This window comes from Streptomyces sp. DSM 40750 (genome assembly GCF_024612035.1).
GTDB lineage: Bacteria > Actinomycetota > Actinomycetes > Streptomycetales > Streptomycetaceae > Streptomyces.
In genome coordinates this window covers 3,899,898-3,926,645 of sequence record NZ_CP102513.1, presented here as the reverse complement: position 1 = coordinate 3,926,645, position 26,748 = coordinate 3,899,898, and the positions used below count along the sequence as shown (strand labels likewise).

General features: G+C 72.0%; 21 protein-coding genes and 1 pseudogene. 12 read left to right on the top strand and 10 right to left on the bottom strand.

Annotated features, from left to right (window positions below; genetic code table 11):
- Nucleotides 1-47 precede the first annotated feature (47 nt).
- From JIX55_RS17600 to JIX55_RS17590, 3 genes are all read left to right on the top strand, one after another.
- Nucleotides 48-1,964: a SulP family inorganic anion transporter gene (locus tag JIX55_RS17600; protein ID WP_257564270.1), complete on the top strand. Its 1,917-nt coding sequence runs from the start codon at nt 48-50 to the stop codon at nt 1,962-1,964.
- 173 nt (nt 1,965-2,137) lie between these two features.
- Nucleotides 2,138-2,431, top strand: coding sequence for a hypothetical protein (locus tag JIX55_RS17595; protein WP_257564269.1), 294 nt, complete (start codon nt 2,138-2,140; stop codon nt 2,429-2,431).
- Nucleotides 2,432-2,547: 116 nt separating this feature from the next.
- Complete coding sequence (locus JIX55_RS17590) at nt 2,548-3,480, top strand: oxidoreductase (protein ID WP_257564268.1); 933 nt, start codon at nt 2,548-2,550, stop codon at nt 3,478-3,480.
- An 85-nt stretch (nt 3,481-3,565) separates the two neighbouring features.
- Here JIX55_RS17590 and JIX55_RS17585 read toward each other — a convergent pair whose 3' ends face one another.
- A complete protein-coding gene (locus JIX55_RS17585; protein ID WP_257564267.1) occupies nt 3,566-4,243 on the bottom strand; it encodes an ArsR/SmtB family transcription factor in 678 nt (225 codons plus the stop codon).
- A 292-nt stretch (nt 4,244-4,535) separates the two neighbouring features.
- On the opposite strand from JIX55_RS17585, the pseudogene JIX55_RS17580 reads away from it, so the two are divergent.
- Nucleotides 4,536-5,390, top strand: a pseudogene (locus JIX55_RS17580) (isocitrate lyase/PEP mutase family protein); the annotation flags it as partial.
- 177 nt (nt 5,391-5,567) lie between these two features.
- Here JIX55_RS17580 and nirD read toward each other — a convergent pair.
- From nirD to JIX55_RS17565, 3 genes are read right to left on the bottom strand one after another with little or no spacing between them, the layout of a single operon-like run.
- Nucleotides 5,568-5,918, bottom strand: coding sequence for a nitrite reductase small subunit NirD (nirD, locus tag JIX55_RS17575; protein ID WP_257564265.1), 351 nt, complete (start codon nt 5,916-5,918; stop codon nt 5,568-5,570).
- Nucleotides 5,915-8,527 carry a nitrite reductase large subunit NirB gene (nirB, locus tag JIX55_RS17570; RefSeq protein WP_257564264.1) on the bottom strand — a complete coding sequence of 871 codons (2,613 nt, stop codon included), beginning with the start codon at nt 8,525-8,527 and terminating at the stop codon, nt 5,915-5,917. The genes nirD and nirB overlap by 4 nt, the downstream gene beginning before the upstream one ends.
- A complete protein-coding gene (locus JIX55_RS17565; RefSeq protein ID WP_257564263.1) occupies nt 8,528-9,754 on the bottom strand; it encodes an NAD(P)/FAD-dependent oxidoreductase in 1,227 nt (408 codons plus the stop codon). It abuts the gene before it with no gap.
- Nucleotides 9,755-10,149: 395 nt separating this feature from the next.
- Between JIX55_RS17565 and JIX55_RS17560 the strand changes: the two genes are divergently transcribed.
- On the top strand, nt 10,150-10,935 hold the full coding sequence (locus tag JIX55_RS17560; RefSeq protein ID WP_257564262.1) for a sulfite exporter TauE/SafE family protein: 786 nt from the start codon (nt 10,150-10,152) through the stop codon (nt 10,933-10,935).
- Nucleotides 10,936-10,993: 58 nt separating this feature from the next.
- Here JIX55_RS17560 and JIX55_RS17555 read toward each other — a convergent pair whose 3' ends face one another.
- Together JIX55_RS17555 and JIX55_RS17550 are read right to left on the bottom strand one after the other, a co-directional pair.
- Nucleotides 10,994-11,644 carry a class F sortase gene (locus JIX55_RS17555; protein WP_257564261.1) on the bottom strand — a complete coding sequence of 217 codons (651 nt, stop codon included), beginning with the start codon at nt 11,642-11,644 and terminating at the stop codon, nt 10,994-10,996.
- Between the two features lie 131 nt (nt 11,645-11,775).
- The gene (locus JIX55_RS17550; protein ID WP_257564260.1) at nt 11,776-12,318 is read right to left on the bottom strand and encodes a hypothetical protein; all 543 of its coding nucleotides are present in this window, start codon (nt 12,316-12,318) and stop codon (nt 11,776-11,778) included.
- 334 nt (nt 12,319-12,652) lie between these two features.
- On the opposite strand from JIX55_RS17550, the gene JIX55_RS17545 reads away from it, so the two are divergent.
- Nucleotides 12,653-13,294: an NADPH-dependent FMN reductase gene (locus JIX55_RS17545; RefSeq protein ID WP_257564259.1), complete on the top strand. Its 642-nt coding sequence runs from the start codon at nt 12,653-12,655 to the stop codon at nt 13,292-13,294.
- Nucleotides 13,295-13,658: 364 nt separating this feature from the next.
- Here JIX55_RS17545 and JIX55_RS50895 read toward each other — a convergent pair whose 3' ends face one another.
- Entirely contained in the window at nt 13,659-15,839 is a 2,181-nt protein-coding gene (locus JIX55_RS50895; protein WP_306820014.1) for a sigma-70 family RNA polymerase sigma factor, read from the bottom strand.
- Nucleotides 15,840-16,109: 270 nt separating this feature from the next.
- On the opposite strand from JIX55_RS50895, the gene JIX55_RS17530 reads away from it, so the two are divergent.
- The 4 genes from JIX55_RS17530 to JIX55_RS17515 are packed head-to-tail and all read left to right on the top strand — an operon-like array spanning nt 16,110 to nt 18,844.
- Nucleotides 16,110-16,550 carry an SsgA family sporulation/cell division regulator gene (locus JIX55_RS17530; RefSeq protein ID WP_257564258.1) on the top strand — a complete coding sequence of 147 codons (441 nt, stop codon included), beginning with the start codon at nt 16,110-16,112 and terminating at the stop codon, nt 16,548-16,550.
- Nucleotides 16,551-16,610: 60 nt separating this feature from the next.
- On the top strand, nt 16,611-17,774 hold the full coding sequence (locus JIX55_RS17525; RefSeq protein ID WP_443046436.1) for a permease: 1,164 nt from the start codon (nt 16,611-16,613) through the stop codon (nt 17,772-17,774).
- The gene (locus JIX55_RS17520) at nt 17,771-18,601 is read left to right on the top strand and encodes a TIGR03943 family putative permease subunit (protein WP_257564256.1); all 831 of its coding nucleotides are present in this window, start codon (nt 17,771-17,773) and stop codon (nt 18,599-18,601) included. The genes JIX55_RS17525 and JIX55_RS17520 overlap by 4 nt, the downstream gene beginning before the upstream one ends.
- A 27-nt stretch (nt 18,602-18,628) precedes the next feature.
- Nucleotides 18,629-18,844 (top strand): hypothetical protein, encoded by a 216-nt coding sequence (locus JIX55_RS17515; protein ID WP_257564255.1) that lies wholly within the window; start codon nt 18,629-18,631, stop codon nt 18,842-18,844.
- 92 nt (nt 18,845-18,936) lie between these two features.
- Here the strand turns inward: JIX55_RS17515 and JIX55_RS17510 are convergent, their stop codons facing one another.
- Entirely contained in the window at nt 18,937-20,580 is a 1,644-nt protein-coding gene (locus JIX55_RS17510) for a M4 family metallopeptidase (RefSeq protein ID WP_257564254.1), read from the bottom strand.
- A 181-nt stretch (nt 20,581-20,761) separates the two neighbouring features.
- Here JIX55_RS17510 and JIX55_RS17505 point away from each other — a divergent pair, with 181 nt between their 5' ends.
- On the top strand, nt 20,762-21,235 hold the full coding sequence (locus tag JIX55_RS17505; protein WP_257564253.1) for a gamma-glutamylcyclotransferase family protein: 474 nt from the start codon (nt 20,762-20,764) through the stop codon (nt 21,233-21,235).
- Nucleotides 21,236-21,346: 111 nt separating this feature from the next.
- On the opposite strand, the gene JIX55_RS17500 is transcribed toward JIX55_RS17505, so the two are convergent.
- Nucleotides 21,347-23,704, bottom strand: coding sequence for a glycoside hydrolase family 36 protein (locus tag JIX55_RS17500; RefSeq protein WP_257564252.1), 2,358 nt, complete (start codon nt 23,702-23,704; stop codon nt 21,347-21,349).
- Between the two features lie 236 nt (nt 23,705-23,940).
- On the opposite strand from JIX55_RS17500, the gene JIX55_RS17495 reads away from it, so the two are divergent.
- The gene (locus tag JIX55_RS17495; RefSeq protein ID WP_257564251.1) at nt 23,941-24,408 is read left to right on the top strand and encodes a GAF domain-containing protein; all 468 of its coding nucleotides are present in this window, start codon (nt 23,941-23,943) and stop codon (nt 24,406-24,408) included.
- A 93-nt stretch (nt 24,409-24,501) separates the two neighbouring features.
- On the opposite strand, the gene JIX55_RS17490 is transcribed toward JIX55_RS17495, so the two are convergent.
- Nucleotides 24,502-26,592 (bottom strand): molybdopterin oxidoreductase family protein, encoded by a 2,091-nt coding sequence (locus JIX55_RS17490; protein WP_257564250.1) that lies wholly within the window; start codon nt 26,590-26,592, stop codon nt 24,502-24,504.
- Nucleotides 26,593-26,748 lie beyond the last annotated feature (156 nt).

Below are 26,748 nucleotides of genomic sequence, written 5' to 3'. Positions count from 1 at the left end.
GTACGACCGGTACGACCGGTACGACTGGCATGACTGGCATGACTGGCATGACTGGCATGACTGACATGCCGGGACGTGCCCCCAACATGCCCGGTTACGCCCCCGAAGCGCCCGGCTACGCCCCCAACGTGCCGGAACACAAGGGTGGTTCACCGGTGCCGGACGGCTCCAACGGATCCAACGGCTCCAAGGGGCCGGGCGCCCGCGGCCGTATCGACTTCGCTACCGAGATCACCGCCTCCCTCGTCGTCTTCCTCGTCGCGCTGCCCCTCTGTATCGGTGTGGCCGTGGCCTCCGGGGTGCCGGCCGAGTTGGGCATCATCTCCGGGGTGATCGGCGGTCTGGTGGTCGGCGCGGCGCGCGGCAGCACGCTCCAGGTCAGCGGGCCGGCGGCCGGGCTGGCCGCGCTCGTCGCGGAGACGGTCCTGGAGTTCGGCGTCGCGATGCTCGGCGTGATCGTGCTCTTCTCCGGCATCCTCCAGATCGTGCTGGGCCTGGTGAAGCTGGGCCGGATGTTCCAGGCGATCTCCCTCGCGGTCGTCCAGGGCATGCTCGCCGGCATCGGACTGCCGCTGATGTTCAGCCAGCTGTACCCGATGTCCGACTCCAAGGCGCCGGGCACCCCCCTGGACAACATGGCGGGCGTCCCCGGGCTGATCGTCGACACCGCGAGCAACCCGCAGGCGCTGATCGCCGCCGGGCTCGGGATCGTCACGATCGTGCTGAGCTTCCTGTGGAAGAAGGCGCCGGGGCCGGTCAAGAAGATCCCGGCCGCGCTCGTGGCCGTCGGGATCGGTATCGCGGTCGCCTCGTTACCGGGCGTCGAGGTGAAGACGCTCCAGGTCGGCAATCTGCTGGCGTCCGTGGACGTGCCGGGGCCGGAGCAGTTGGCCGGGCTGGCCGACGTCGGGATCATCACGGCGATCCTCACCTTCACCGTCATCGCGTCGGCCGAGAGCCTGTTCACCGCCGCGGCCGTGGACCGGATGCACAGCGGGCCGCGCACCCGCTACAACACCGAGCTCATCGCCCAGGGCGCGGGCAACACGATCGCCGGCATCCTCGGCGCGCTGCCCATCACGGCGGTCGTCGCGCGCAGTTCGGCGAACGTCCAGGCCGGAGCGAAGACCCGTATCTCCCGTACGCTGCACGGCCTTTGGCTGCTCGCCTTCGCGCTGCTGCTGCCGCAGGTGCTGGCGCTGATCCCGATCTCGGTGCTCGCGGGTGTCCTCGTGCACAGCGGGTGGAAACTGTTCGCGCCGGAGGAGTTCCCGAAGATGTGGCGGCAGGACCGGGGCGAGTTCGCGGTCATGACGCTGACGACGCTGGTCATCACGGCGACCGCGCTGCTCGAAGGGGTGCTGTTCGGGCTGGCCGCGGGTGTGGTGCTGGCCGCGCTGCGCATGTCGCAGACCGTCATCCGGCAGCACATCGAGGACGACACGGCGAAGGTCGTGATGGCGGGCAACGCGACGTTCCTGAGGCTGCCGAAGCTGATCGACGCGCTGGAGGGCGCGGCCGCCTCCGGCAAGCCGCGCATCCGGCTCGATCTGCTCGGGGTGACCCATCTCGACCATGCCTGCCGCAATCAGGTCGAGGAGTTCGTGGCGCAGCAGCGGGGGGCCGGACTGCGGGTGGAGTTGCTGATGCCGGACCTTACGGACACCGGGACGAGGGTGCCTGCGGCGGCCAAGCCGGTGGGGCTCGACGAGGAGCCGGGGGTGTCGGGGCCGGTGCAGGTGTCGGTGTCGGATGTGGAGCTGGATCCGGCGGATGCGGAGCTGGATCCGGCGGAGGTGTGGGACTACGCGACCGTCGGTACGGCGGCGGTGGGGGGTACCGGACGAATGCCCTCCGGCCCCGGACCCACCGCCGAGTGGTTCTACCTCGACACCAGGCCCATGCCTGGGATGCCCGAGTCCAGGCCGCCGTTGTTGCGGCGGGGCCGGGACTGGTCGGAGTAGTCGGCGGGGAGGGGCGTGCGGGCCTTTTTCTGCAGGGGCGGGGCCGGTGCCGCGGCCGGTGTGGGGCCGCGCGCCCCGGGTCTGCGTGAATTCCTGGCCGAAAGGTTCTTCACGCGGCGCGCCCTCGAATGAACGATGACGGAACGTCATGTCCGCGCAGGTCGGGAGAGTCGATGGCAGCGCAGCGCCCCCCTCGTGAGGAGGAACAGGGCCGCAAGGGTTTCCGCTCGGCCCGGCCCGCACTCCCGTACCCCGCCGGTCGGCTGCCGGCCGTCGGCCGGCTGTGCTCCTCGGACCCCGCGGGCCTGCTCGCCCTCGCGGATCGCGGCACCACCACCGAGTCGGAGTTCACCAGTCTCCACAACGAGGTGCGCAGCAAGCTGCGCGGGGTGCACGGGCGGCTGCTGGAGGAACGGGAGCGCGGACACTCCTCACGCCACGGCTCCCCCATGTCCATCGGCTCCTGACCGGTCAGCCCACGTCGTACACGGCGAGGAGTTCGCATCAGGTGGGCGACGGCCGTGGAACCCTCGGCGGGACTACGCTGAGAGCGGGCTTCGGAGTGCTTCGAGAGGGTGGCGTCATGACCGGCTGGAACGTGCGTGACATTCCCGAGCAGAGCGGCCGTACCGCCGTCGTGACGGGTGCCAACAGCGGCATCGGATACGTCGCCGCCCGGGAGCTCGCCCGCCGTGGCGCACACGTCGTCCTCGCCTGTCGCAGTGAGGGGCGGGGTGCGGCGGCGTTGGCGCGGATGCGTTCCGAAGTGCCGGACGGGAGTGTCGAGTTGATGCGGCTCGACCTCGGGGACCTGAGGTCCGTGCGGGAGTTCGCGGAGGCTTACGGGAGCGCGAACGACCGGCTGGATCTGCTCGTCAACAACGCCGGTGTGATGGCTGTGGCGCAGGGGCGGACGGCCGACGGCTTCGAGACGCAGTTCGGGACCAATCATCTCGGCCACTTCGCCCTCACCGGCCTGCTGCTGCCGATGCTGCTCGCCGCGCCCGGCGCGCGCGTCGTGACGGTGTCCAGCAGTATGCACATGAGGGCGAACATCGACATCGACGACCTCAACAGCGAGCGCAAGTACGGGCGTTGGCTCGCCTACGGCCGCTCCAAGACCGCCAACCTGCTCTTCACCCACGAGCTGGCCCGGAGGCTGGCGGCCAATGACTCGGACGTCGTCGCCGCAGCCGCGCACCCCGGCTACGCGGCGACCAACCTCCAGACGGCCGGGCCCAGCGCCGAGGGCCGCAAGGGCGTCGAGCGCTTCATGCGCATCGGAAACCGCTTCTTCGCCCAGTCCGCCGAGGCGGGCGCCCTGCCCACGTTGTACGCCGCGACCGCGCCGGGCGTCGGACCGGACGCGTTCATCGGCCCGTCCTTCGTCATGTGGCGCGGCACGCCGGGACCGTCGAAACGAGCGCCCTGGACCCTCAACGACCGGGCGGGCGAACGCCTTTGGGCCGCCTCGGAGCAACTCACCGGGGTCACGTACGACAAGCTGAAGGCCTGACGCGTACGACGGGCTGAACGCCTGACGCGTACGACTTGCTGAGGCGTGACGTACGACGGCTACGACCTCACCCTCACCCCCAGATCTACCCGACCCTCATGCCCAGCAGCTCCCCGAACGCCTCGCTCCCCGCCGGGGTCACCTTCACCGCGCGTCCGGAGCCGATCCGGCGTACCCACTGTCTCTCCAGGGCCGTGGCGCACAGGGCGGCTCCCAGGGCTCCGGCCAGGTGAGGTCGGCGTTCCGTCCAGTCCAGGCAGCCTCGTACCAAGGGGCGGCGGGTGCCGTCGGGGTGCCGGTAGTTCAGGGTGTCGGTGAGCCAGGCCCGGCCCGCCGGGGTGACGGCGAGGCCCGAGTCGTCGGCGACCAGACCGCGGGTGATCACCGCGTCGGCGAGGGCCACGCCGAGTTGGCCCGCCAGGTGGTCGTAGCAGGTGCGGGCCCTGGCCTCGGCGTCGAGCCGTACCGACTGACTCAGGTTCCGTGGGCGGGTGCCGTCCGGGGCGTACGAGGCGAGGGCTTCGATCAGGGCGGCCGCGTCGGGGCCGGCGAGCCGGACATAGCGGTGTCGGCCCTGGCGTTCCTCGGCGAGGAGCCCGCCCTCGACGAGACGGGTGAGCTGCTCGCTGGCGGTGGACGCCCGCACCCCGGCGTGCCGGGCCAGCTCGCCCGCGGTCCAGGCCCGGCCGTCGAGCAGGGCCAGACAGAAGGCGGCCCGGGTGCGGTCGGCGAGTAGGCCGGCGGTCTCGGCGAGCGGGGACATGCGGCCATGATGCCGTGGGGACGGTTCGGCCGGCGCCGAACTGTTCCGGCCCCAGCATCGGAGCATGACGCACACGCCGAGGCACATGACGCGCACGACGCACATAACGCATACGGCGCACATAACGTATACGGCGCACATGACGCGCACGACGCATCGGTTCGACCCCTACGCGGATGTACGGGCAGCGCTCGCCGACCCGGCGCTCGTCCCCGAACCGCACGCCGCGGACGCCGGTCCGGCCGGAGCGAGCGGCGCCTGGCTGCGTGCCGACGTGGCCCGCTCCAGCTCCGGCGAGCCGCCCCGCGTCCGCCCCGGCCGTCGCCACGCCCTCGCACCGGCCGACGGCCTGCTCCGGCGCCCCCTGACCCCCTTCGCCCGCCTGCACCACCAGCCGACCCCACTGCTGCTGCCCAACGCCTGGGACCACGCCTCCGCCGCCGCACTCGCCGCGCACGGCTTCGAGGCCATCGGCACCACCAGCCTGGGCGTCGCCGCCGCCGCCGGTCTGCCGGACGGGGCCGCCGCCACCCTCGACACGACCGTGGCGCTGGCCCGCCGACTCGGACAGGGGCCGTTCCTCCTCACCGTCGACGCGGAAGGCGGCTTCAGCGACGACTCGGCGGACGTGGCCGCGCTGGCCCGGGAGTTGTACGACGCGGGCGCCGCCGGGATCAACCTGGAGGACGGCCGCCCCGACGGCACCCTCGCCCCCGTGGACTCGCACGCCGCGAAGATCGCCGCCGTCAAGGCCGCGGTGCCCGGGCTGTTCGTGAACGCCCGCACCGACACCCACTGGCTGGACCGCGAGCAGGAGGAGACCGCGACGCGCCTCGCGAGCTACGAACAGGCCGGTGCGGACGGGGTGTTCGTACCGGGCCTGTCGGACCCGGACGGGATCGCCGCGCTGACGGCCACCCTCGTCGTCCCGCTGAACGTCCTGTACACCCCCACCGGCCCGACCCTCGCCGAACTGGCCGCACTGGGCGTACGCCGGGTCAGCCTCGGCTCGCTCCTCTACCGCAGCGCCCTGGCCGCGGCCGTCACCACCGCGACCGCCGTCCGCGACGGCCGGCCGACGGACCCGAACGCCCTGTCCTACGCCGAGGTACAGAGATACAGCGAGGTACAGAGAGACAGCGACTGAGGCCGGCGTCCCCCCGACACCCACCCGCACACACGCGTGGCGCGCGAACCGCAACGTCGTACGGTTCGCGCGCCACGCGAGTGACAGGCCAGGGGCTACGGCTACGGCTACGGCTACGGCTACGGCTACGGCTACGGACTACGGCTATGGACTACGGCTACGGCTATGGACTACGGGTTACGCGGCCCGCACCTCATACGCCGTGATCCGCACGGTCTCGTCGTCCAGGCACTGCCCGCTCTCCAGGTCGAAGCGCTGCTTCAGGAGCGGGGAGGCGACGAACGGGCGGCCCTGGTGGGTGCCGGTCAGGCCCCGGGAGAGCACGGCGGCGCCGCCGAAGGGGTCGCGGTTGTCGATGGCGTACAGCCTGCCCGCGCGGTCGAGGAAGAGCGCGGCCTGGTTGCCGTCGGGGAGCAGGGCGGCCACGCCGCGGCCCGGGATCAGCAGGGTCAGGTCGCAGACCGTGAACCAGCCGTCCGCCAGCCGCAGCTGGACCTTCACATCGGTCTTCTCGGGAGCGAGGGTCATCGCTGGGCGCTTCCTTCCAGGACATCGGCGGGCCGCAGGCCGATGGACAGCAGCGGCAGGTCGGGCTTGATCTGGTCGCGCTCGGGAACGAAACCGACGACCGGGTCCGGGGTGTCGGGGGCGTTGACGAAGGACACGAACCGGGCGAGCTTCTCGGGGTCGTTGATGGTCGACGCCCACTCGTCGGCGTAGTTCGAGACGTGCGCCACCATCAGGGACTCCAGCTCCTCGCAGATGCCGAGGGAGTCCTCCACGACCACGTCGCGGACGTGGTCCAGGCCGCCGGGGATGCGCTCCAGCCAGGTCGAGGTGCGCTCCAGGCGGTCCGCGGTGCGGATGTAGAACATCAGGAACCGGTCGATCAGCTTGATCAGTTCGGCGTCCGTCAGGTCCTGCGCCAAGAGGTCCGCGTGGCGCGGGGTGGCGCCGCCGTTGCCGCCGACGTAGAGGTTCCAGCCGTTGGAGGTGGCGATGATGCCGAAGTCCTTCGACTGGGCCTCGGCGCACTCGCGGGCGCACCCGGAGACCGCCGACTTGAGCTTGTGCGGGGAGCGCAGGCCCCGGTAGCGCAGCTCCAGGTCGATCGCCATGCGGACCGAGTCCTGGACGCCGTAGCGGCACCAGGTCTGGCCGACGCAGGACTTCACCGTGCGCAGGGACTTGCCGTAGGCGTGGCCGGACTCGAAGCCGGCGTCCACCAACCGTGCCCAGATCAGGGGGAGTTGCTCGACCCGTGCGCCGAACATGTCGATCCGCTGGCCACCCGTGATCTTCGTGTAGAGACCGAAGTCGCGGGCGATCTCGCCGATCACGATCAGGCCCTCGGGGGTGATCTCACCGCCGGGGATGCGCGGGACGACCGAGTACGAGCCGTTCTTCTGGAGGTTGGCCAGGAAGTGGTCGTTGCTGTCCTGCAGAGCCGCCTGCTCGCCCTCCAGGACGTAGCCGCTCGCGCCGATGGTCGGGGCGAGGGAGGCGATGATCGAGCCGACCGCCGGCTTGCAGATCTCGCAGCCGTCGCCGCCCTTGGCCCCGTCGCGGCCGTAACGGTCCAGCAGGTCCTGGTAGGTGTTGATGCGCAGGGCGAGGACGATCTCGTACAGCTCCTCGCGGGTCTGCCCGAAGCAGCCGCACAGGCCCTTGTCGACGACCACACCGCTGGCTTCGAGCTCGGCGGTGACCAGCTGGCCGAGGACCTTGACGCAGGAGCCGCAGCCCGTGCCGGCCTTGGTGCACTTCTTGACCTCGGGCACCGTGGTGCACTGGTGGTCGGTGACCGCGCCGCGGATCGCGCCCTTCGACACGTTGTGGCAGGAGCAGATGACCGCCTCGTCCGGCAGTGCGGACGGGCCGAGCTGGGCGCCGCCGCCGGAGCCCGCGGGCAGGACCAGCGACTCGGGCGAGACCGGCGGGACGGAACCGGTGAAGGCCTTCAGCGTGCCGTACGCGTCCGCGTCGCCGACCAGGATGCCGCCGAGCAGTTCGCCGTCGCGGCCGATGACCAGCTTCTTGTAGACGCCCGAGCGGGAGTCGGAGTACACGACGTCCAGGCAGTCGGCGGTCGCGCCGTGCGCGTCACCGAAGGAGGCGACGTCGACGCCCAGCAGCTTCAGCTTCGTCGACATGTCCGCGCCCGTGAACGACAACTGCTCGGCCTCGTCCGCCGCGATCGTCGCGGCGGCCGTCTCGGCCTGCTCGTAACCGGGGGCCACCAGGCCGTACACCCGGCCGTCGGAGGCCAGCGCGCACTCGCCGATCGCGAACACGTGCGGGTCGTTGACCGTACGGCACTGCTCGTCGACGCTGATGCCGCCGCGCTCGCCGACCGTCAGACCGCAGTCGCGGGCCAGCTGGTCGCGGGGGCGGACACCGGCGGAGAACACCACCATGTCGGTGGCGAGTTCGGAGCCGTCGGAGAGCTTCATCCCGGTGACCGCGCCGTTCTCCCCGACGACGATCTCCTGCGTGCCCACACCGGTGTGCACGGACAGGCCCATGTCCTCGATGGTGCGCAGCAGCGCGGCGCCACCGCCGTCGTCGACCTGCACCGGCATCAGGCGCGGCGCGAACTCCACGATGTGGGAGGTGAGTCCGAGGCCCTTCAGCGCGCCCGCGGCCTCGAGGCCGAGCAGGCCGCCGCCGACCACGGCACCGACCTCGACCTTCTTCGCGTACTCCTCGATCGCGAGCAGGTCCTCGATCGTGCGGTAGACGAAGCAGCCCGCGGCGTCCTTGTTCGGGACCGGCGGCACGAAGGGGTACGAGCCGGTGGCGAGGACGAGGATGTCGTAGTCGAAGACCTGGCCGGAGCGCGCGGTGACCTTCTTGGCCTCGCGGTCGACCGTCTCCGCCGGGTCGCCGACGAAGAGTTCGATGCCGTGCGTCTCGATGAACTCCATGTCGGTCATCGACAGGTCCTCGGGCGTCTTGCCCGCGAAGTACGAGGTGAGCGCCACTCGGTCGTACGCGGGGCGAGGCTCCTCGCACAGCACGACCACGCGGTGCGTGGCGGTCATGCCGCGCTCGGCGAGCGCTTCGAGGAAGCGCTGGCCGACCATGCCGTGGCCGACGAGCACGATCGTGGGGGTGGCCCCCAGGCTGGCGGTCATTCAGGAGCCTCCATCGTTGGTGAGCAGGTGGAGCAGAGGAGCGCCGTTCGCGGGGAGCGGCTCCGCTCCCTCCCAGGCGCGGGCGAGCGCGCCCACGGTGCCGAGTTCGCCGACGAGCACCCCGCCGACCAGGTGGTCGTCGCGGACGACGACCTTGCGGTAGGTGCCGCGGGTGGCGTCGGCGAGCTGGATGACGTCGTCACCGGGCCGGGGCTCGGTCTCGCCGAACGCGGCGAGATCGAGGAAGTCCGCACCGGCCAGCGTCAGGCGGGTCAGGGCGCGGGTGCCGGTGTAGCGAGCCGCCGGGGAACCAGCGTTCCCCGCCAGCAACTCGGCCAGGACATCCGCCTGTTCGAGCGCCGGGGTGGCGAGACCGTAGACCGTGCCCTCGAACTGGACGCAGTCGCCGATCGCGTGGATGTGCGGGTCGGAGGTGCGCAGCTCCTCGTCGACGATGACGCCCTTGTGCACCGCGAGTCCCGCGTCCTGGGCGAGACCGACACGCGGGTGGACCCCGCAGGCGATGACGACCAGGTCCGCGTCGAGCGTGTACCCGTCGGCCATCGCCACCGACCGCACGGTCCCGCCGACGCTGCGCACGGCACGTACGCGCGTCTCGGTGTGCACCTCGACGCCGAGGTCGGCGAGGTGCCGACGGACCAACTTCGAGGCGGACGGGTCGAGCTGACGCTCCATCAGCCGCTCGCCCTGCTGGGCGAGGACCACCTGGGCGCCGCGCAGGGCGAGCGCGCGGGCGGCGGAGACCCCGAGGAGCCCGCCGCCGATGACGACGGCCCGGACACCCGGCCGTACGGCCTTCGACAGCCCCAGACAGTCGTCCATGGTCCGGAACGCGTGCACCCCGTCGGGGAACTCGTGCCGCTCCGGGTCCCAGAGGCCGCGCAGCGGCGGCAGTACCGGGTTCGAGCCGGTCGCCAGGACCAGCTTGTCGTATGCGATCTCCGTACCGTCCGCGAGATGTACGGCTCGCACCTCGCGGTCGATACGGACCACCCGGCCGCGCGTCAGTTCGGCGGGGGCGGGCAGTGCGATGACCTCGGGCGCGTACCGCCCGGCCAGGACTTCGGCGAGCAGCACCCGGTTGTACGGTGTGTGCTCCTCCTCGCCCACCAGCGTGGCGGGCATGCCGAGCTCTCCGAGCCGCCGGGCGAGACGTACGCCCGCGAGGCCGGAGCCGATCACCACCACACGCTCATTCGAGGTCATGCCCTTGAGCGTGCGGTGCCGGTGTTACCCGACCGCATCACGTCTGTTTCCCACGAGGAACGCTGCCCTCCCCGTGGCCCCGAGGGGAGTGTGAGGGGTTTCCGGGAGGACGGGGTGGGGTGTGAGGACGCCCGGGATCACGTTGCTGACCTGGCGATACGGCGGCTGTGCGGGCGTATACGGGAGGACGGGGGAGGGCGCGGGGAGGGGAGGGCGCGCCGGGGCGCGGTGCCGTAGGTCACGTCGCGGGGCGGCGGGTCGGGTGCGGCGGTGAAGAATTCGGGGCGGATCGGCGGGGGAGAGACGGGTCCGCGGCGAGACATCGGGACGCCGAACCTCAGAAGATCCTCAGGTCGATGGACGGCGCACCTATCCCGCCGCATAGGGTCGCGATCATGCCCGACATATCGCTGACCATGATCGTTGTCCTCTGCCTCGCCGCCCTCGCGGCCGGCTGGATCGACGCGGTGGTGGGCGGCGGCGGGCTCCTCCTGCTCCCCACCCTCCTGCTGGGCCTGCCGAACGGCGCCTCGGCCGCCCAGTACGCGCTCGGCACCAACAAGGCGGTCGCGATCGTCGGCACCACGGGCGCGGCGGTGACCTACGCCCGCCGCACCCCCGTCGATGTGAAGATCGCCGTACGGATCGGCCTGGCGGCGCTCGCGGGGTCCACGGCCGGCGCCTTCGTGGCCGCCGGAATGAGCACCGAGGTCCTGAAGCCGGTGGTCATGGTCGTCCTCCTCGCCGTGGGCGCCTTCGTGATCCTCCGCCCCTCCTTCGGCACGGCCCCCGGCGCCGGCCCGGTCTCCGCGCGCCGCGTCCTCGCCGCGATCGGCCTCGCGGGCGTGGGCATCGGCTTCTACGACGGCCTCATCGGCCCCGGCACCGGCACCTTCCTCGTCCTGGCCCTCACCGCCGTCCTCCACCTCGACATGGTCACCGCCTCCGCCACCGCCAAGATCGTCAACTGCTGTACCAACGCCGGCGCCCTCGCCACCTTCGCCTGGAAGGGCACGGTCTACTGGCAACTGGCGGCTCTGATGGCGGTCTTCAACCTCGTCGGCGGGACCGTCGGGGCACACACCGCGCTCAAGAAGGGGAGCGGCTTCGTCCGCGTCGTGCTGCTGTCGGTGGTGTTCACGCTGGTGGCGAAGATGGGGTACGAGCAGTGGGTGGCGTGAGCGCCGGGCATGCGACCGCGGGCGGCTGACGGCGGAAGGCCGCCGGCGATTCCGGCGATCATCCGGCGCGGCTGCCCGTGAGGTGGGCGAAGACGACCACGTTCCCCTGGTAGCCGGTGGACCTCGAATACCCCCCGCCACAGGTGATGACCCGCAACTCCGGCCGCCTCGCCGCCCCGTACACCTTCTGGTCGGGGAAGTTCCGCGCGGCGTACACCTCCACCGCGTAAACGGTGAACACCGCGATCCCCCCGTCCCGCCGGTCCACCTCGATGGGGGCGCCCCGCTTCAGCGCGCCGAGGTCGTAGAAGACGGCCGGGCCATCGGCGTTGTCGACATGCCCCGCGACGATCGCGGTGCCCCGCTCACCCGGGGTGGTTCCGGCCTCGTACCAGCCCGCGAGATTCTCCTTCTCGGCGGGCGGGACGTCGAGGCTGCCGGTGGGGGTGAGGCCGAGCCCCATGAGCGGGGCGTCCACGCGGATGGACGGGATGCGGACGCGGTCGGGAGGGGAGGGGGGAAGCGCGGGCGCGGTGGCCGTGGCGGGCCGGCGCCCGGTGGGCCTCCCGGGCCCCGGGCCGCTGTGGGCCTGCGCGGCCGACGGCTGCGGAGGCGCGTGGGAGGCGGTGCCGTTGAGCAGCAGCCAGGTGCCGGAGCAGAGGGCGACGACGGTGACGCCCGCTATGGCGGAGTTGGCGAACCGGCGCACACAGAGCTCCTCTCGGGGCCGGACTCCCCTCGCGGAGTCGGCTGGTTGTTCCTCCCCTCCGGGCCGAGGGGCGTCGGGCCCGGAGGGGAGGGGGACGGCGGTACCGGCGGACGGACGGCGGAGGGTGTCCGTCAGATCCCGTCGCCTCTCGCCCGGCGATGCAGGAGCCAGGTACCGCCCGCGGCGGCGACGGCCAGAGCCGCCACACCCGCCGCGGTCTGCACGGGGTCGGGACCGAGCGCGCCACCGACCCCCGTCTTCACGCTTCCCCTCGGATACGTCGGCTGCCCGGTGTCCGTCCCCGTGTGCGTGCCGGTGAGCGTGACCACGAGGTCGCCGGTGACCTGTCGGCCACCGTTCGCGCAGGTCACGACGATCTCGTACGTCCCCGGCTGCGCACTCGGCGGCACCTCGAACCGCCCGTCGAGCTGCGGCTGCCCGGCGTCGGGCGCGAGGGAGAAGGAGCCGGCTCCGACCGCGCCGGCGTCCCCCGTCGCCGTACCGTCCGCGCCGCAGGCCGCCGTTCGGACGATGACCTCGTCGCCGGGGACGACACCGGCGGGGGACAGTTCCAGTCGCCCGGTGCCCTCATCCCCGTACGCGGGCGCGGCGGCGAGGGCCGCGACGGCGACGGCGAGCGCGGTTCCGGTCAGCGGCCGGGCGATACATCGCATCGTGCTTGCTCCTCCGAGAGTCCTCCGTGCTCCTCCGTGCTCTTCCGAGGTAAGTGGCACACCGCCCCGAGCGCTTCCTGATGGTGCGTCAGAAATGATGTGAATGGGTGTCAGGAGGGTGCGGGTGGAGGGTGAATCGGGAGGTGTTTGAGCAGGTCAGTGGGGTGGGAGCGGGTGCGGCGGAGAAAAGAACGCGATGGGGGACGGCGGGGGTGTGAACGGGTGACCGAGGGTGTGTGGTGGAGGTGGGGCGATGGCCTTGGTCGCGGTGGGGCACGACGTCCCCCAGCGGCGGCTTGACCTCAAGCGAAGTTGAGGTACGAGGGTGGTCGCCATGAAGACCGCTACGGATACTCATACGGCCCCCCGCGCCGCCTCGGCCACGGCGCCCGCCTCTTCCTCCGCCACCCCGGTCCGGGTGACACTGATCATCGGCAGCAACCGGGCCGGCCGCTTCGGGTCGGTGATCGCCGAGTGGCTGCTGGACCGGGTGCGGGAGCACGACGACTTCGAGGTCGACGTCGTGGACGTCGCGGACGCCGACCTGCCGACGACCTTCGCCCCGACCCCGGAGGCCACGGCACGGCTGTCCGAGATCACCCCCAAGCTGGCCTCGGCGGAGGCGTTCATCGTCCTGACCCCCGAGTACAACCACTCCTACCCGGCGGCCTTGAAGAACCTCATCGACTGGCACTTCCAGGAATGGCGCGCCAAACCCGTCGCCCTCGTCTCCTACGGCGGCCTGTCGGGCGGCCTGCGCGCGGCGGAACACCTCCGGCAGGTGTTCGCCGAGCTCCACGCCACGACCGTCCGCGACACGGTGTCCTTCCACAACGCCCACGGTTCTTTCGACGACACCGGCCGACTGAAGGACCCGTCAGGCCCGGACACGGCGGCGGAGGTGATGCTGGATCAGCTGGCGTGGTGGGGGCAGGCGCTGCGGGAGGCGAAGGAGAGGCGGCCGTACGGGGGGTGAGGGATGGCCCCTCCGACCCGTATGAGTCCTCTGAGTCCTCTGAGTCCTCGGGGTGACTGAGGCATGTGGGTTGGGTGCGGGTTCGTCGTGGCCGCTCGCGCAGTTCCCCGCGCCCCTGAAGGCAGGGGGTGCGGCCTTGACTTCGTCTTCAAGGGGCGCGGGGATCTGTGCGAGCAAACCCCCAACACCCACCCGCACCCAACGAACCCGCTTCAAATCCCCGGCGGGGCCTGAGGGCGGTGGGGCGGCAGCCCCCGGGGAAGCTCCGCGGGGTCGAAGGGGCAGCGCCGCTGGGGAGGGGACGGGGAGGGGCGGCGGGGGCGAGCGCAAAGACGGCGCCACCGACCGCGCACCCCTCTCGACCTCAGCAGTTGCCCCCGGGATCCGCAGGCAGAGGCTCCACGGGAGCGGGCTCCGGGGTCTCCGGCGACGGCTCCACGGGGGTGGGCGGCTCCGGGGCCGGATCGGCCGTCTCCGGCGGGGTGGGCGTCTCCTCGACGGGGTCGGGATCGGTGGGAGCGGGAGCCTCCGGCGCAGGGGTGTCGGTCTCCGGGCTGTCCGCGTCCGGCGTCCCCGCCTCCGGAGCATCGGTCTCCGGGTTCTCCGCCCGTGGTTCGTCGCCCTCCGGCGTGTCCGCCCCCGGTTCGTCGCCCTCCGGGTATCCGGTACCAGGCTCTTCCGTCCCGGGCTCCTCGACGTCCGGCTCCTCAGCCTCAGGCTCCTCAGCCCCCGGCTCTTCCACGCCCGGGGTATCTCCAGGCTCTTCTACGCCCGGCGTATCTTCACCCGGCGTCTCCGCGCCCGGCTCCTCAGCCTCAGGCGTCTCCGCGCCCGGCTCCTCAGCCTCAGGCGTCTCCGCGCCCGGCTCCTCAGCCTCAGGCGTCTCCGCGCCCGGCTCCTCAGCCTCAGGCGTCTCCGCGCCCGGCTCCTCAGCCTCAGGCGTCTCCGCGCCCGGCTCCTCAGCCTCAGGCGTCTCCGCGCCCGGCTCCTCCGCCCCAGGCTCCTCCGCCCCCGGCGTATCCCCCGTAGGCACATCCGCCCCGGGCCCGCCCGGAGTTTCCGGTGTCCCTGGCTTCTCAGGCTTCTCCGGAGTGCCCGGAGCATCCGGAGCCCCGGCGTCCGGCGGCTCAGGGGCACCCTCGTCCGGCTTGTTCCCCTCGCCGCCCGTGTCGCTGTCGCCGTCGCCGTCCCCGGCCCCGCCGCCCTTGCCCTCGTCCCCGCCGTCCGTCGGCGCATCGGCGTCAGGCCCCGTCGGGGCATCCGGCGCGGCCTCCTCGTCGTCCGGTGTCGTGTCGTCGCCCGCCGGGATCTCGACCGTCGGCTCCTCCACGGCCTCGTCGTCGTCCGGCACCTGTCTCCCCACGGTGTCGCGGCCACCGATGTCCGCCGGGGACGCATCCCCACTGCCGGTCGCTTCCGACCCCCCGGGCGCGACCACGACATCCGTGACGGCGTCCCCGCGGTCGGCGACCTCGGGGATGGCGGCCTCGGGCCGATGGGGCGCCGGAGCTTCGGCGACCGGGACCCGCTGGGGCGGCGCCGTGGCCGGGTCGAAGGGGCCGAGGATGATGCCGGCCACGACGGCGGCGGCCGCGACGGCCGTGCTGACGGCGGCCACCGTCGGGGCCTTCGCCCCGCCCACCGTGGCCTGCCGTACCGCGTGCAGCAGTTGACCACCACCCTGCCCACCGGCCGCCGCGCCCAGCGCGGCGCCCTTACCGGCGGAGCCCGCCGTGAGGGAGAGCAGCAACTTGCCCCCACCCCCGCCGACGACGAACACCAGCAGGGCCGGACCGACGAGCGCGGGAAGCCGGTCATTCGTGCGCATCAGGACCGCGAGCCGGGCCCGGCAGTCGTCGCACGCGTCCACATGGCTGAGCAGTTGCTCGGACTGCCGCGGAGTCGCCGTACCGCGCACATACGCCGGCATACGCCCCCAACGCACCTGGCATGCCGCATCGATCGGCGCCCCGGGCTGCTCGCGCAGGAAGGCCTGGCGCATGCCCTCACGCGCCCGGTGCAGCAGCACCGCGGTCGCGCCCTGCTTCGCGCCGATGCGCTGCCCGACCGTCTCCAGCGGCTGCCCCTCCGCCTCGGCCAGCCACAGCGCCTGTACCCACCGCTCGGGCAACTGGCCCAGCACCCGCACCAACAGATCGATGGAAGAGACCTGCTCGGCGGGGTCGGCGGCATCGTCCGCGCGGACGCCGACCTCGACCCGCTCGGGAGCCGTCGGATCCAGCGGCGTCTCGCGCGCCGCGCTGCCGACGGCGGCCGCGAGATGCCGCACCGTCGTCATCAGATACGCCGGCACGTTGTCGATCTCGTGTCCCGAGGAGAGCCGTCGCCACACGCGGAAGTGCGCCTCGGAGACGAGGTCCTCGGCGGTCCAGGCGTTCCTGGTGAGGGAACGCGCGTACGCGACGAGGCGCGGGTGCTGCTCCTCGTAGATCCGGGTGTACGCGGCCGTCGGGGACGCGGACATGGAACCGGGCGCGGAACCCTGAGCGGGAACAGCGGGCATGGTGGGGTGACCGTCGGTCATGGCAGAGACGCTCTCCAGTCGCCTGCTGATGGGACGAGCCCGATTTTGTATGTCGAGATGACAAAAATCTCAAGTAATCACGCAAAGTGACACGTATCACAGTGGGTAACTTCGAAAACCGCGTAATCCGTGGGCCCTTGGCGCGGTCGAGGGGGTGGGTCGACGCAACCGGCCGACCGCGTACCCGAAGCAACCCGAAGCAGCCTGAAACAACCCGAAGTAACTCGAAGCAACCCCCAGTGCCCGAAGTGTCCGAACTGGAGACCGTCCATGCACCCCGCACACCCCGCCCGGCCCACGCCCCCCGCGCTCGAACAAAGCACCCGCGCCCGCTTGATCACCCCCGACTACGAGGAGGTCCCGGTCCGCACCACCCTGCGCTACGCCCCTGACGACCCCTTCGCCGTGCACATCGACTTCCCGGCCGGCGCCTCCACCGACGGCGCGAGCGTGACGTGGACGTTCGCCCGCGCCCTGCTGGCGGAGGGGCTGACCACCCCGGCCGGGATCGGTGACGTACACCTGTGGCCCTGTGGCCCGGCCCACACGGTCGTCGAACTCCACTCGCCGCACGGCATGGCCATGATCCGCTTCGACACCCCCGCGCTCCGCCGCTTCCTGCGCCGCTCGTTCGCCGTCGTCGCGCTCGGCGGCGAGGACCTGGAACCGGCATTCGACGACGGCCTCGCCTCCCTGCTGGGCGGAGTCTGAAACGCCCGGCCCGGAGCGACCGCTATGTTCGATCCGATCATCCGGATAATCGGAGTTGGCATGCAGAAGACAGATGAACCGGCCGAAGGGGCGGTGCCGGCGGAGCCGGAGCCGGCCGTCGGGGTTCTCACGGAGACCCCGGGCGAGGCCACCGAGGGAACCCCCGACGGGACCCGCGAGGGAACCCCCGACGGGACCCGCGAGGGAACCCCCGACGGGACCCGCGAGGGAACCCCCGACGGGACCCCCGACGAGACCCCCGAGCACAACTGGCCCCGTCACTGGCCCCTGCTGCTCCTCGGCGCGGCAGTCCTCCCCGGCATCGTGCTGGTCGCCGTGGGCCGGTGGATGGAGGAGCCGGCCGTGCAGGCGTGGCGGACCGTCTGTCTCTCCATCACGGTGCAGGCGCTGCCGTTCCTGCTGCTCGGTACGGCCCTGTCGGGTGCCATCAACGCGTTCGTGCCGGCGAGGGTCTTCACCCGGGTGCTGCCCCGCAAGCCGGCGCTCGCCGTGCCGGTCGCCGGTGCCGCCGGGGTCGTGCTGCCGGGCTGCGAGTGTGCGTCGGTGCCGGTCGCGAGCAGCCTGATAGGCCGGGGAGTCAACCCGGCCGCGGCCTTCGCGTTCCTCCTCTCCGCACCCGCCATCAACCCGATCGTCCTGACCTCCACGGCCATCGCCTTCCCCGGCAGCCCCGCGATGGTGCTGGCCCGGCTGCTCGCCTCGCTCGTCACCGCCGCGGCGATGGGCTGGCTGTGGCTCTGGCTGGGCCGCGCGGAATGGCTCAAGCCGGTCGCGCGGCAGACGGGACACCGGCCCGGGCAGAGCCGCTGGAACGAGTTCCGGCTCGGCTTCCAGCACGACTTCCTGCACGCGGGCGGCTTCCTCGTCGTCGGCGCGATGGCCGCGGCCACCTTCAATGTGCTCGTCCCGCGCACCGTGCTCGACACCTTCGCCGACTCGCCCTGGCTGTCGGTCCTGTTCCTCGCCGCGCTCGCCATCCTCCTGTCGGTGTGCTCCGAGGCCGACGCCTTCGTCGCCGCGTCGCTCACGGGCTTCTCGCCCACCGCGCGGTTGACGTTCATGGTGGTCGGACCCATGGTCGACCTGAAGCTGATCGCCCTCCAGACGGGCACCTTCGGCCGGGCCTTCGCCCTCCGCTTCTCCTCCGCGACGGTCGTCGTCGCGATCCTGTGCAGCGTCCTGATCGGCGGCGTACTCCTGTGAAACGACCCCTGCAGGCGCTCCTTCTCCTCCTCAGCGGCCTCGGCCTCCTCCACGCCACCCTCCTCACCGACCACTACCTCAGATACGTCAAGAAGGGCATGCTCCCCTTCCTCATCGCCTCGGGCGCGCTGCTGCTGGTGCTGGGTGCGGCGGAGGCATGGTCACTCCGGAGACCGCGCGGGACCGGCGAGCAGGAGAGTCACGACGACGACCACGACCACAACCACGAAGACGACCACGACCGCGACCACGGTGACGCGCACGGCCATGACCACTCCACCCCACCGCGAGTCGCCTGGCTCCTGCTTCTCCCCGCCCTGAGCCTGCTCTTCTACGCCCCACCGGCCATCGGCGCGTACACCGCGTCCCGCGAGACACCCAAGGCGGTGACGGTCACGGAACAGGACGACTTCGACCCCCTGCCGACCACCTCACCGCTCCCGATGACCCTCACCGACTTCACCCGCCGGGTGCAGCAGGACCGCGACCGGGCCATCGAGGGCCGCACCGTCCTGATGACGGGCTTCGTCACCCCCGACAGGAAGGGCGACGAGGGAGGCAACGGAGGCAACGACGGCAACGGCGGCTGGTACCTGACCCGCACGATGTTCAGCTGCTGCGCCGCGGACGCCCAGTTCATGAAGGTACGTGTCCACGGCACCCCGCCCCCGCCCGCCGACACCTGGGTCACCGTCACCGGCACCTGGCACCCCTCCGGCACCCTCGGCACGAGTTCCGCGGAGGCGGCCCTCGACGCCCTCACGGTGGAGAAGGTCGACCGCCCTTCCAACGGCTACACGGACGCCCTCCCGCTCACCGCCTCCTGACTCACCTCACCGACTCCCGGGTGCGCCATGCCTCCCAGACCCGCTCCCACCGGCCGCCACGGGAGCGAAGCGATCACGTTCAGGCCCGGAATCCTCCCGCTGGCCCTGCCCGTCTTCCTGGGCCTCACGCTCGGTACGGCGCTTCTGTACGCGGGTCTCGCCCTCGCCTCCGACGCGATGGGACGAGACACACCGCTGCAATGCCTCTCGGGAGCGGTGACGGCCATCGCGGTCGCTCCGTGAATTCCGTGGCCGGGGGACAGCCGTGGAGCCTGGCCAGCCCCACGCCCCACAGCCACGGAATTACGGCCGGAGCCCGCTGCCAGGACGACCCGTCAGCCGACCGACACGGCACTCCAGGCCGCCGCCACGGCATCGTGCTCCGTGCTCCCCGCCCCGTACAGATCCCGTGCCGCGTTCAGGGTCGCCGTACGCGCCGCCGCGTAGTTCGTGGACGAGGTCATGTAGACCGTCAGCGCCCGGTACCAGATCGCGCCCAGCTTGTCCTTGCCGATGCCGGTCACCGTCGAGCCGTCGCAGGTGGTGCTGGAGTGCTCCACGCCGCCGATGGCCCTGGTGCCGCTGCCCTCGGCGAGGAGATACGCGAAGTGGTTGGCGACACCGGAGGAGTAGTGGACGTCCAGGTTGCCCACCGACGAGCTCCAGCAGTCCGCCGAGGAGCCGTCCTTGCTCGGCTGGTCCATGAACCGCAGGGCCGGTTCGCCGAAGCCCGAGCGGACGATCTTCTCGCCGACGAGCCAGTCACCGGGGTCGGAGGCGTTGTCCGCGTAGAACTCGACCAGCGTGCCGAAGATGTCGGACGTGGCCTCGTTGAGGCCGCCGGGCTCGCCCGAGTACGTCAGGTCGGCCGTCGCGGAGGTGACGCCGTGGGTCATCTCGTGGCCGGCCACGTCCAGCGAGACGAGCGGGCCGAGCAGGTTCCCGTCACCGTCGCCGTACGTCATGCAGAAGCAACTGTCGTCCCAGAAGGCGTTGTTGTAGTCGCTGCCGTAGTGGACGCGGTTGTACGAGCCCCGGCCGTCGTTCGCGATGCCGTTCCGGCTGTGGACCTTCTTGTAGTAGTCCCAGGTGGTGTCGGTGCCGTACTGGGCGTCGACGGCCGCGGTGGCGCGGTCCGTGGTCGTGCCCGTCCCCCAGTGGTTGTCGGCGTCCGTGAAGAGCGTCGCGGGGGCACGGCGGACGCAGATGCCGAGGAGGCAGAGGTCAGTCTGGTTCGCGGCGTCCCCGGTGTACGTGTTGCCGCGCGTGGGGTCCTTGAGCTGGTACGTCGACCCGGAGACGGTCGTCTCCAACGGAACCGTGCCGCCGTAGAGCGACCGGCCGTCGCCCGTCGCGGTCTCCAGCGCGTCCCAGGCGTCGATCTGCCTGCCGGTGGCGGCATCGGTGACGACCGTACGGGCGACCGGGTTGCCGGCCTCGTCCTGCGCCAGCACATCCGTCTGCCAGGCCAGTTTGGGGGCGCCGTGCAGGGCGTCGACGACCAGCCGGGGCTTGGACGTCAGCTTGCGGAGCGTCTCGCCGACGTTCGCGGCGCGCAGCGCGGCGGCGGCGATGTCGGCGGCCCTGGGCGCCTTGACGGCGGGCGTCACGGTGGGGAGGGTGATCTCGTGGGTCGTCGCCCGGTTCGCGCTCCGGTACTCGCCGCCGGGAGTGAGATGGACGACGAAGTCGCCGCCCAGCACCGGGAGTTGACGGTACGCCCGGTCGTAGCGGACGTGCTGTGCGCCGTCCGCGTCCACGATCACGTCCCGTACGGTGGTGTCCTGTGCGGAGGTGAGCCCCAGGCTCGCCGCGCGGTCCCGCAGGACGTCGGCGGCGTTGGCGATCGCCGTGCTCCGGGTCGGTCTGTCGGCGGCCCCGGCGGTGGGGGTGAGCGTCGCCGCCAGCAGCGCGGTGGCCGCGACGGCGGTGCCCGTGGTGGCGAGGTGCGGGCGTCGGAGGTGCCGTATCCGGCTCATCTGTCTCCCAGGGACGGGGTGGGGGTGGGGGGACTGACCACTGATGTCGCATGATTTAAGTGGGCATGACAGATCCGCGTCCAGAGCGTCGATGGTGGGATGTGTGAGGGGTGAGAATCGTTTCTGCAAAGGCCCGCGCACGGCACACCCAGCCGCGTCCGAACAGTTGGAGAGGAGAACGGTGCTCCCCTTCTTCGTCTACGGCACCCTCCGCCCCGGCGAGCACAACCACGACCTCTTCCTGCGCGGCCGCACCCGCGCCGAGGACCCCGCCCGGATGCGCGGCATGGTCCTGTACGACGGCCCCGGGTACCCGTACGCCGTGGAGGAGACCGGCGAGGGTGGCGGGGGAGGGGGCACGGTGAGCGGCGAACTGGTCACCGCCCGGCCCGAGGCTTACGACGAACTCCTGTGCGCCCTCGACCGGTTGGAGGACTACGCCCCTGGCGACCCCGCGAACCTGTACGAGCGGGTCGAACGGCCGGCGACCCTCGACGACGGCACGGTCGTACGGGCCTGGGTGTACGTCGCCGCCCCGGCCGTCGCCGCCGGTCTGCGGGCCCGGGGAAAGCTGATCGAGGGCGGGGACTGGCGCACGCGCCGCCGCCCGCCTGCCGACAGGGGTCGCCGTTCTCCCAGGAGCTCGGGCGGCTGAGTGTGTCGGGCGGGTGCGGGGTGCGGGGTGCGTGGTCTCGGTGGCTGGTCGCGCCCACGCGGCGGAGCCGCACATCGCCCCGGCCCCGAGCCCCTCAGCGTGCGGCAGTGGTCAATCCCAGCCTGCGGCAGTGGTCAGCCTCAGCAGCAGCACCGACGGGGCTTCGGGCATGCTCACCCGGAGCTCCGAACCGTTCCACTTCGCTGTACCCGTCGTCGCTCCCGGGTGCAGGACCTCCACCCGTACGTCGTCAGCGCCCCCGCCGTTCTGATCCGTCAAGTGCGGTAGCGCGAAAGATCGTTCCGAGTCTCCACCCCGGCGCCACACCGTCACGTACACCGGGGCCGTGCCCGCGACCGGTGGCCGCAGGCCGAGCGCGATCCAGTCGTCCGTCCAGCCCGGGAGGCCCAGTGGCCAGAAGGGCAGGGCGGTGCGCAGGTCGGCTCGGATGGACTTGTAGGTCGTCAGCGCGTCCCGCACCAGGCTCAGTTGGTGAGGCGTCATTCGGTCCAGGTGGCCGGACAGGTGGATCCGGCCCAGCAGCGCGGAGCCCAGCGTGAAGGCGATCTCGGCGTCCGTGCAGGTCGGTTGGGGGTAGGCCCAGACGGCACCCTGTTCCGGGGGTACGGCGGTGGGGGCGGAGGCGGCGATGGGGGGACAGTGCAGGGGGTCCTGCTGGTCGGAGGTGGACTGCAGCTGGGCCACGGCCAGGGAGGCGCCGTCCATGCGCATGCCGCCGGAGGCGCAGTTCTCGATGACGAGGCCGGGGTGGCGGTCCAGGACCGAGGACAGCCAGGACAGCCAGGCCCGCGAGTGGGCGAGGTGGCCCGGCGCCGAGGTGGTGATGTTGTAGTCGAGTTTCAGGTAGCCGACGCCCCACTCGCCGACGACGCGGTCGACCGTCTCGTCGAGGTGGGCCCGGGCCGCCGGGTGGGTCAGGTCCAGCTGGTGGCGGCCCTGTTCGGTGACACGCGTGCCGTCCTCGTGGCGGAGGAAGGCCTCGGCGGGCAGCTCCTCGGCGAGCGGGCTGCGGACCCCGATGACCTCCGGCTCCAGCCACAGCCCCGGCACCATCCCGCGCCGCCGGATCCGGTCGAGCACGACCCGGATGCCCTCGGCGCCCCCACCGGGACCACCGCCGGGAAAGCGCCGCGCCGACGGCAGCCAGGCACCGACACTGTCCCACCAGCCTCCGGGTGAATCGGCGTTCTCCACATCGCCGCTCCCGGCGTGGTCTGCGTCGTCACCGTTCCTGGCGTGCTCCCCGCCGTCATCGCTCCCACCCTGCTCCCCGCCGTCATCGCTCCCACCCTGCTCCCCGCCGTCATCGCTCCCACCCTGCTCCCCGTCGTCGTACCACCCCGCGTCCACGCAGAAGTACTCCGCGCCCGCCTCCGCCGCCGCGTCGATCAGCGGCAGCAGTTTCTCGGTGGTCGGGTCGCCCATCAGGGTGTTCATGTAGTCGTTGAAGATCACCGGGAGTCGAGTGTGGTCCGGGTGGGGGCGGCGTACGACCCGGCGGTAGTCGGTCAGCGCGGCCAAGGCGCCGTCGAAGCAGGTGCCGAGGGCGAGGGCGGCCCATTCGGTCGTGAACTCGGCGCCCGGCTCCAGGACTTCGCGCCACTGGTGTTCGTCGTGGGTCGGGCCGCCGAGCGCGAGGTACGTCCGGCCCGCCGACTCGCCGGCCTCCCAGACCCAGCTCGACGCCGACTCGATCTGCCACAGCCAGCTGCGCGCGTCCGTACGGTGCTGGAGCGCGCCCATCGCGAGGTGCCCGTCGGTGGGCCAACTGCCGCGCCCGGCAAGGCGTGCCGCCGCGTGGCCGGTGCCCCCGTGCACCGTGTGGTTGATCTCGGGCACGGAGTCCCGCAACGGCTCGGCGTACCAACGGCACTCCGCGAGCCAGTCGTTGCGTGCCCGGAACACCGACAGTTCGTCGGGGGAGGGGAGTCCGCCGAGGAGCAGACTGCCGACGGAACGCACGGTGACCGTCTTGGCGCCGTCGTTGCGCAGCCGGACCCGGGAGCGCAGGACGGCGATGCCGTCCGGTGAGGCGAACTCGACGAAGGCGGTCAACCCGCTTGCGCGATCGTGGAGTTCGAAGGTCAGCCGGTGCCAGCCCTCCCCGTCGGCGGAGCCGGACGCGGCGCCGAGCGCGGAGCCGGGCGCGGCACCGTACGTCGAGTGGTGCGCCCGGTATCTCAGGCGCCCGCCGATCGCCGTGCCGGTGAAGCGCGGTCGCGACCAACCGGTGCCGTCGCCGAGGAGAACCAGGTCGACCAGGGGCAGTGAGGGGTCGGCCTTGGCCTCCTCGGGGCCCGGTTCGGGTTCGCCGGGGTGTCGGACGCGCAGCAGCCGGGGTGTGTCGCCGCTCAGGTCGAAGTCGGCGGTCAGTGCGGAGTGGCCCCAGCGGTACGAGAGGCTCCATGGAAACGAGTCGGTCCACTGGTGACTGTCGTGCTGCGGCATGCGATCCCCCCGGGTCGGCTGTGCTCCCAAGTGTTCACGGCTGGCTGTGCGTTCGCTGTCCCCATCCTCATGTGAAGCGTCGGAATGACCACACGGGATCTACGTACAGCAAAGCATGAATGTTCAAGCAGATCGGGTATTGATGTTGATCGCGCCAGCTCTCACAGCCCCAACAGCACCCATTGGCCCCGTCAGCCCCATCAGACCGTCAGCCCCATGCGCACGAGGAGCCCCCCATGAATGCCGTAGCCCTGAGCGAGACCGTCCTGGAGAACGCCCGCCCCGAAGTCGCCGAGTGGCTCGCCGAGTACGTGGTGCGCCATGGCGGCCTCGTCGGATCCGTCCATCTCTCCGAGCCCGCAGAGGAGGGCGAGATCGTCCTCGTGGCCGCGTACAACCTGCCGCCGGTCGTGGTCAACGGCGCGGCCGTCGTCGTCGTGGGCAAGGGCATGGCCGGGGTCACCGCCGAGCGCCGGGCGCCGATCGGCATCAGCGACCTGCAGACCGATACCTCGGGCGTCGCCCGCCCGCCGGCCCGCGCCTCGCAGGCCAGGGGTTCGGTCACGCTGCCCGTCTTCGCCCCGGACGCCCCCGAGAAGCTCGTCGCCGTGGTCGGCCTGGGCTTCGCGGAGCACAGGGAGTTCACGGACGCGGAGATCGCGAAGCTCGGCGCGGACGCGACGACGGTGCTGACCGTGGCCTGAGCCGGCGGACCTCCTGGTGGGCCGACCAGATCCCCCGGTCCGCCTCCGAGCCCGCCCCCGGGCTCGGACAGGTCCGCGTTCCCGGTCCCGGCCTCACTTCCCCACCGCCTCCACCCGTACCGCGCACGCCTTGAACTCCGGCATGCGGGAGGTGGGGTCGAGGGCCGGGTTCGTCAGGGTGTTGGCGCGGCCCTCGCCCGGCCAGTGGAACGGCATGAAGACCGTGTCGGGGCGGATGGCGGTCGTGATCCGGGCCGGGGCCACGGCCCGGCCACGCCGGGACACCACGGCCAGCGGGTCGCCCTCCGCAGCGCCGATCCGCTCGGCCAGCCGGGGATGCAGTTCCACGAACGGGCCGGGCGCGGCGGCGTTCAGCTCGTCGACCCGTCGGGTCTGCGCGCCCGACTGGTACTGGGCGACCACGCGCCCGGTGGTCAGCAGCACCGGGTACTCCGCGTCCGGCTCCTCGGCGATCCCCCGGTGCGAGACGGGCACGAACCGGGCCCGGCCGTCCTCGGTGGCGAACCGGTCGAGGAAGAGGCGCGGGGTGCCGGGGTGCACCTCGGTGGCGGGCGTGGGGCAGGGCCAGAACACCCCGTTCTCCTCGGCCAGCCGCCGGTAGGTGATCCCCGAGTAGTCGGCGGGCCCGCCCGCGCTGGCCCGGCGCAGCTCCTCGAAGACCTCCTCGGGGTCGGTCGCGAAGCCCTTCTCCACGCCCAGCCGGTCGGCCAGCTCGTGCATGACGTCAAGGTCGCTGCGGACGCCGTCGGGAGGGGTGATCGCGCGTCGCCGCAGCAGCACCCGGCCCTCCAGGTTGGTGGTCGTGCCGGTCTCCTCCGCCCACTGGGTCACCGGCAGGACGACGTCCGCGAGCTCCGCCGTCTCCGACAGCACGACGTCGCACACGGCCAGGAAGTCCAGCGACTTGATGCGCTCCTCGATGTGCGCGGCACGCGGCGCCGAGACCACCGGGTTGGAGGCCATCAGCAGCAGGGACTTGATGTCGCCGCCGAGTGCGTCCAGCAGTTCGTACGCGCTGCGGCCCGGACCGGGCAGGCTGTCCGGATCCACTCCCCAGACCTCGGCGACATGCCGCCGGGCCTCGGGATCGACCAGCTTGCGGTAGCCGGGCAACTGGTCGGCCTTCTGGCCGTGTTCGCGCCCGCCCTGCCCGTTGCCCTGCCCGGTGAGGCAGCCGTACCCGGACAGCGGCCGCCCGGCCCGGCCCGTCGCCAGCGTGAGGTTGATCCACGCGCCGACCGTGTCCGTGCCCTTGGACTGCTGCTCGGGCCCGCGCGCGGTGAGCACCATCGCGTGCTCCGGCTCGCAGAACAGCCTTACCGCCTCGCGGAGTTCGGGAACGGACACCCCCGTGATCCGTTCCACGTACTCCGGCCAGTGCGCCATGGCCGCCGCCCGCGTCTCCTCCCACCCGCTGGTCCGCTCGCGGATGTACTCCTCGTCCGTCCGCCCCTCGGCCACGATCAGGTGCAACAGGCCCAGGGCCAGGGCGAGATCGGTGCCGGGACGCGGGGAGAGATGCAGATCGGCCTGTTCGGCCGTACGGGTGCGGCGCGGATCGATGACGATCAACGTGCCGCCGTTGTCCTTGAGTTCGGTGAGATAGCGGAGCGCCGGCGGCATGGTCTCCGCGAGGTTGGAGCCGACGAGGACGACACACCCCGTCTTCGGGATGTCCTCCAGCGGGAACGGCAGCCCCCGGTCGAGCCCGAACGCCTTCATCCCGGCGGCCGCCGCCGAGGACATGCAGAAGCGGCCGTTGTAGTCGATCTGCGAGGTGCCGAGCACCACCCGCGCGAACTTGCCGAGCAGATACGCCTTCTCGTTGGTGAGCCCGCCGCCGCCGAACACTCCGCACGCGTCCGGACCATGTTCCGTACGCGTGCGGGTGAGCCCCTCGGCGATCCGGTCGAGTGCCTCGTCCCAGGAGGCGGGTTCCAGGACGCCCGCCCTTCTGACCAAGGGACTGGTCAGCCTGACCCGGGACGAGAGCACCGCCGGTGCCGTACGGCCCTTGCCGCACAGCGCTCCCCGGTTCACCGGGAAGTCCGCGCGCTCCGTCACCACTACGACACCGTCGGACCCGTCCGCACCGGGCGTCAGGTTCATTCCGCACTGCAGGGCGCAGTACGGGCAGTGGGTGGGCGTCGCGGAGTTCGGCATACCGCTCAGCGTGCGTCCGACGTGTTACGCGCCGGGACGCTCCCCGTTACGCGACCGGCACGGGGACCTCCCGGCGCGTCCGGGCCCGGCGTGAGGACCCGGTCGGTGCCAGGTGGTGAACTCCGGTGCGAGGGCCCCGCGCCAGGGTGAACAGAC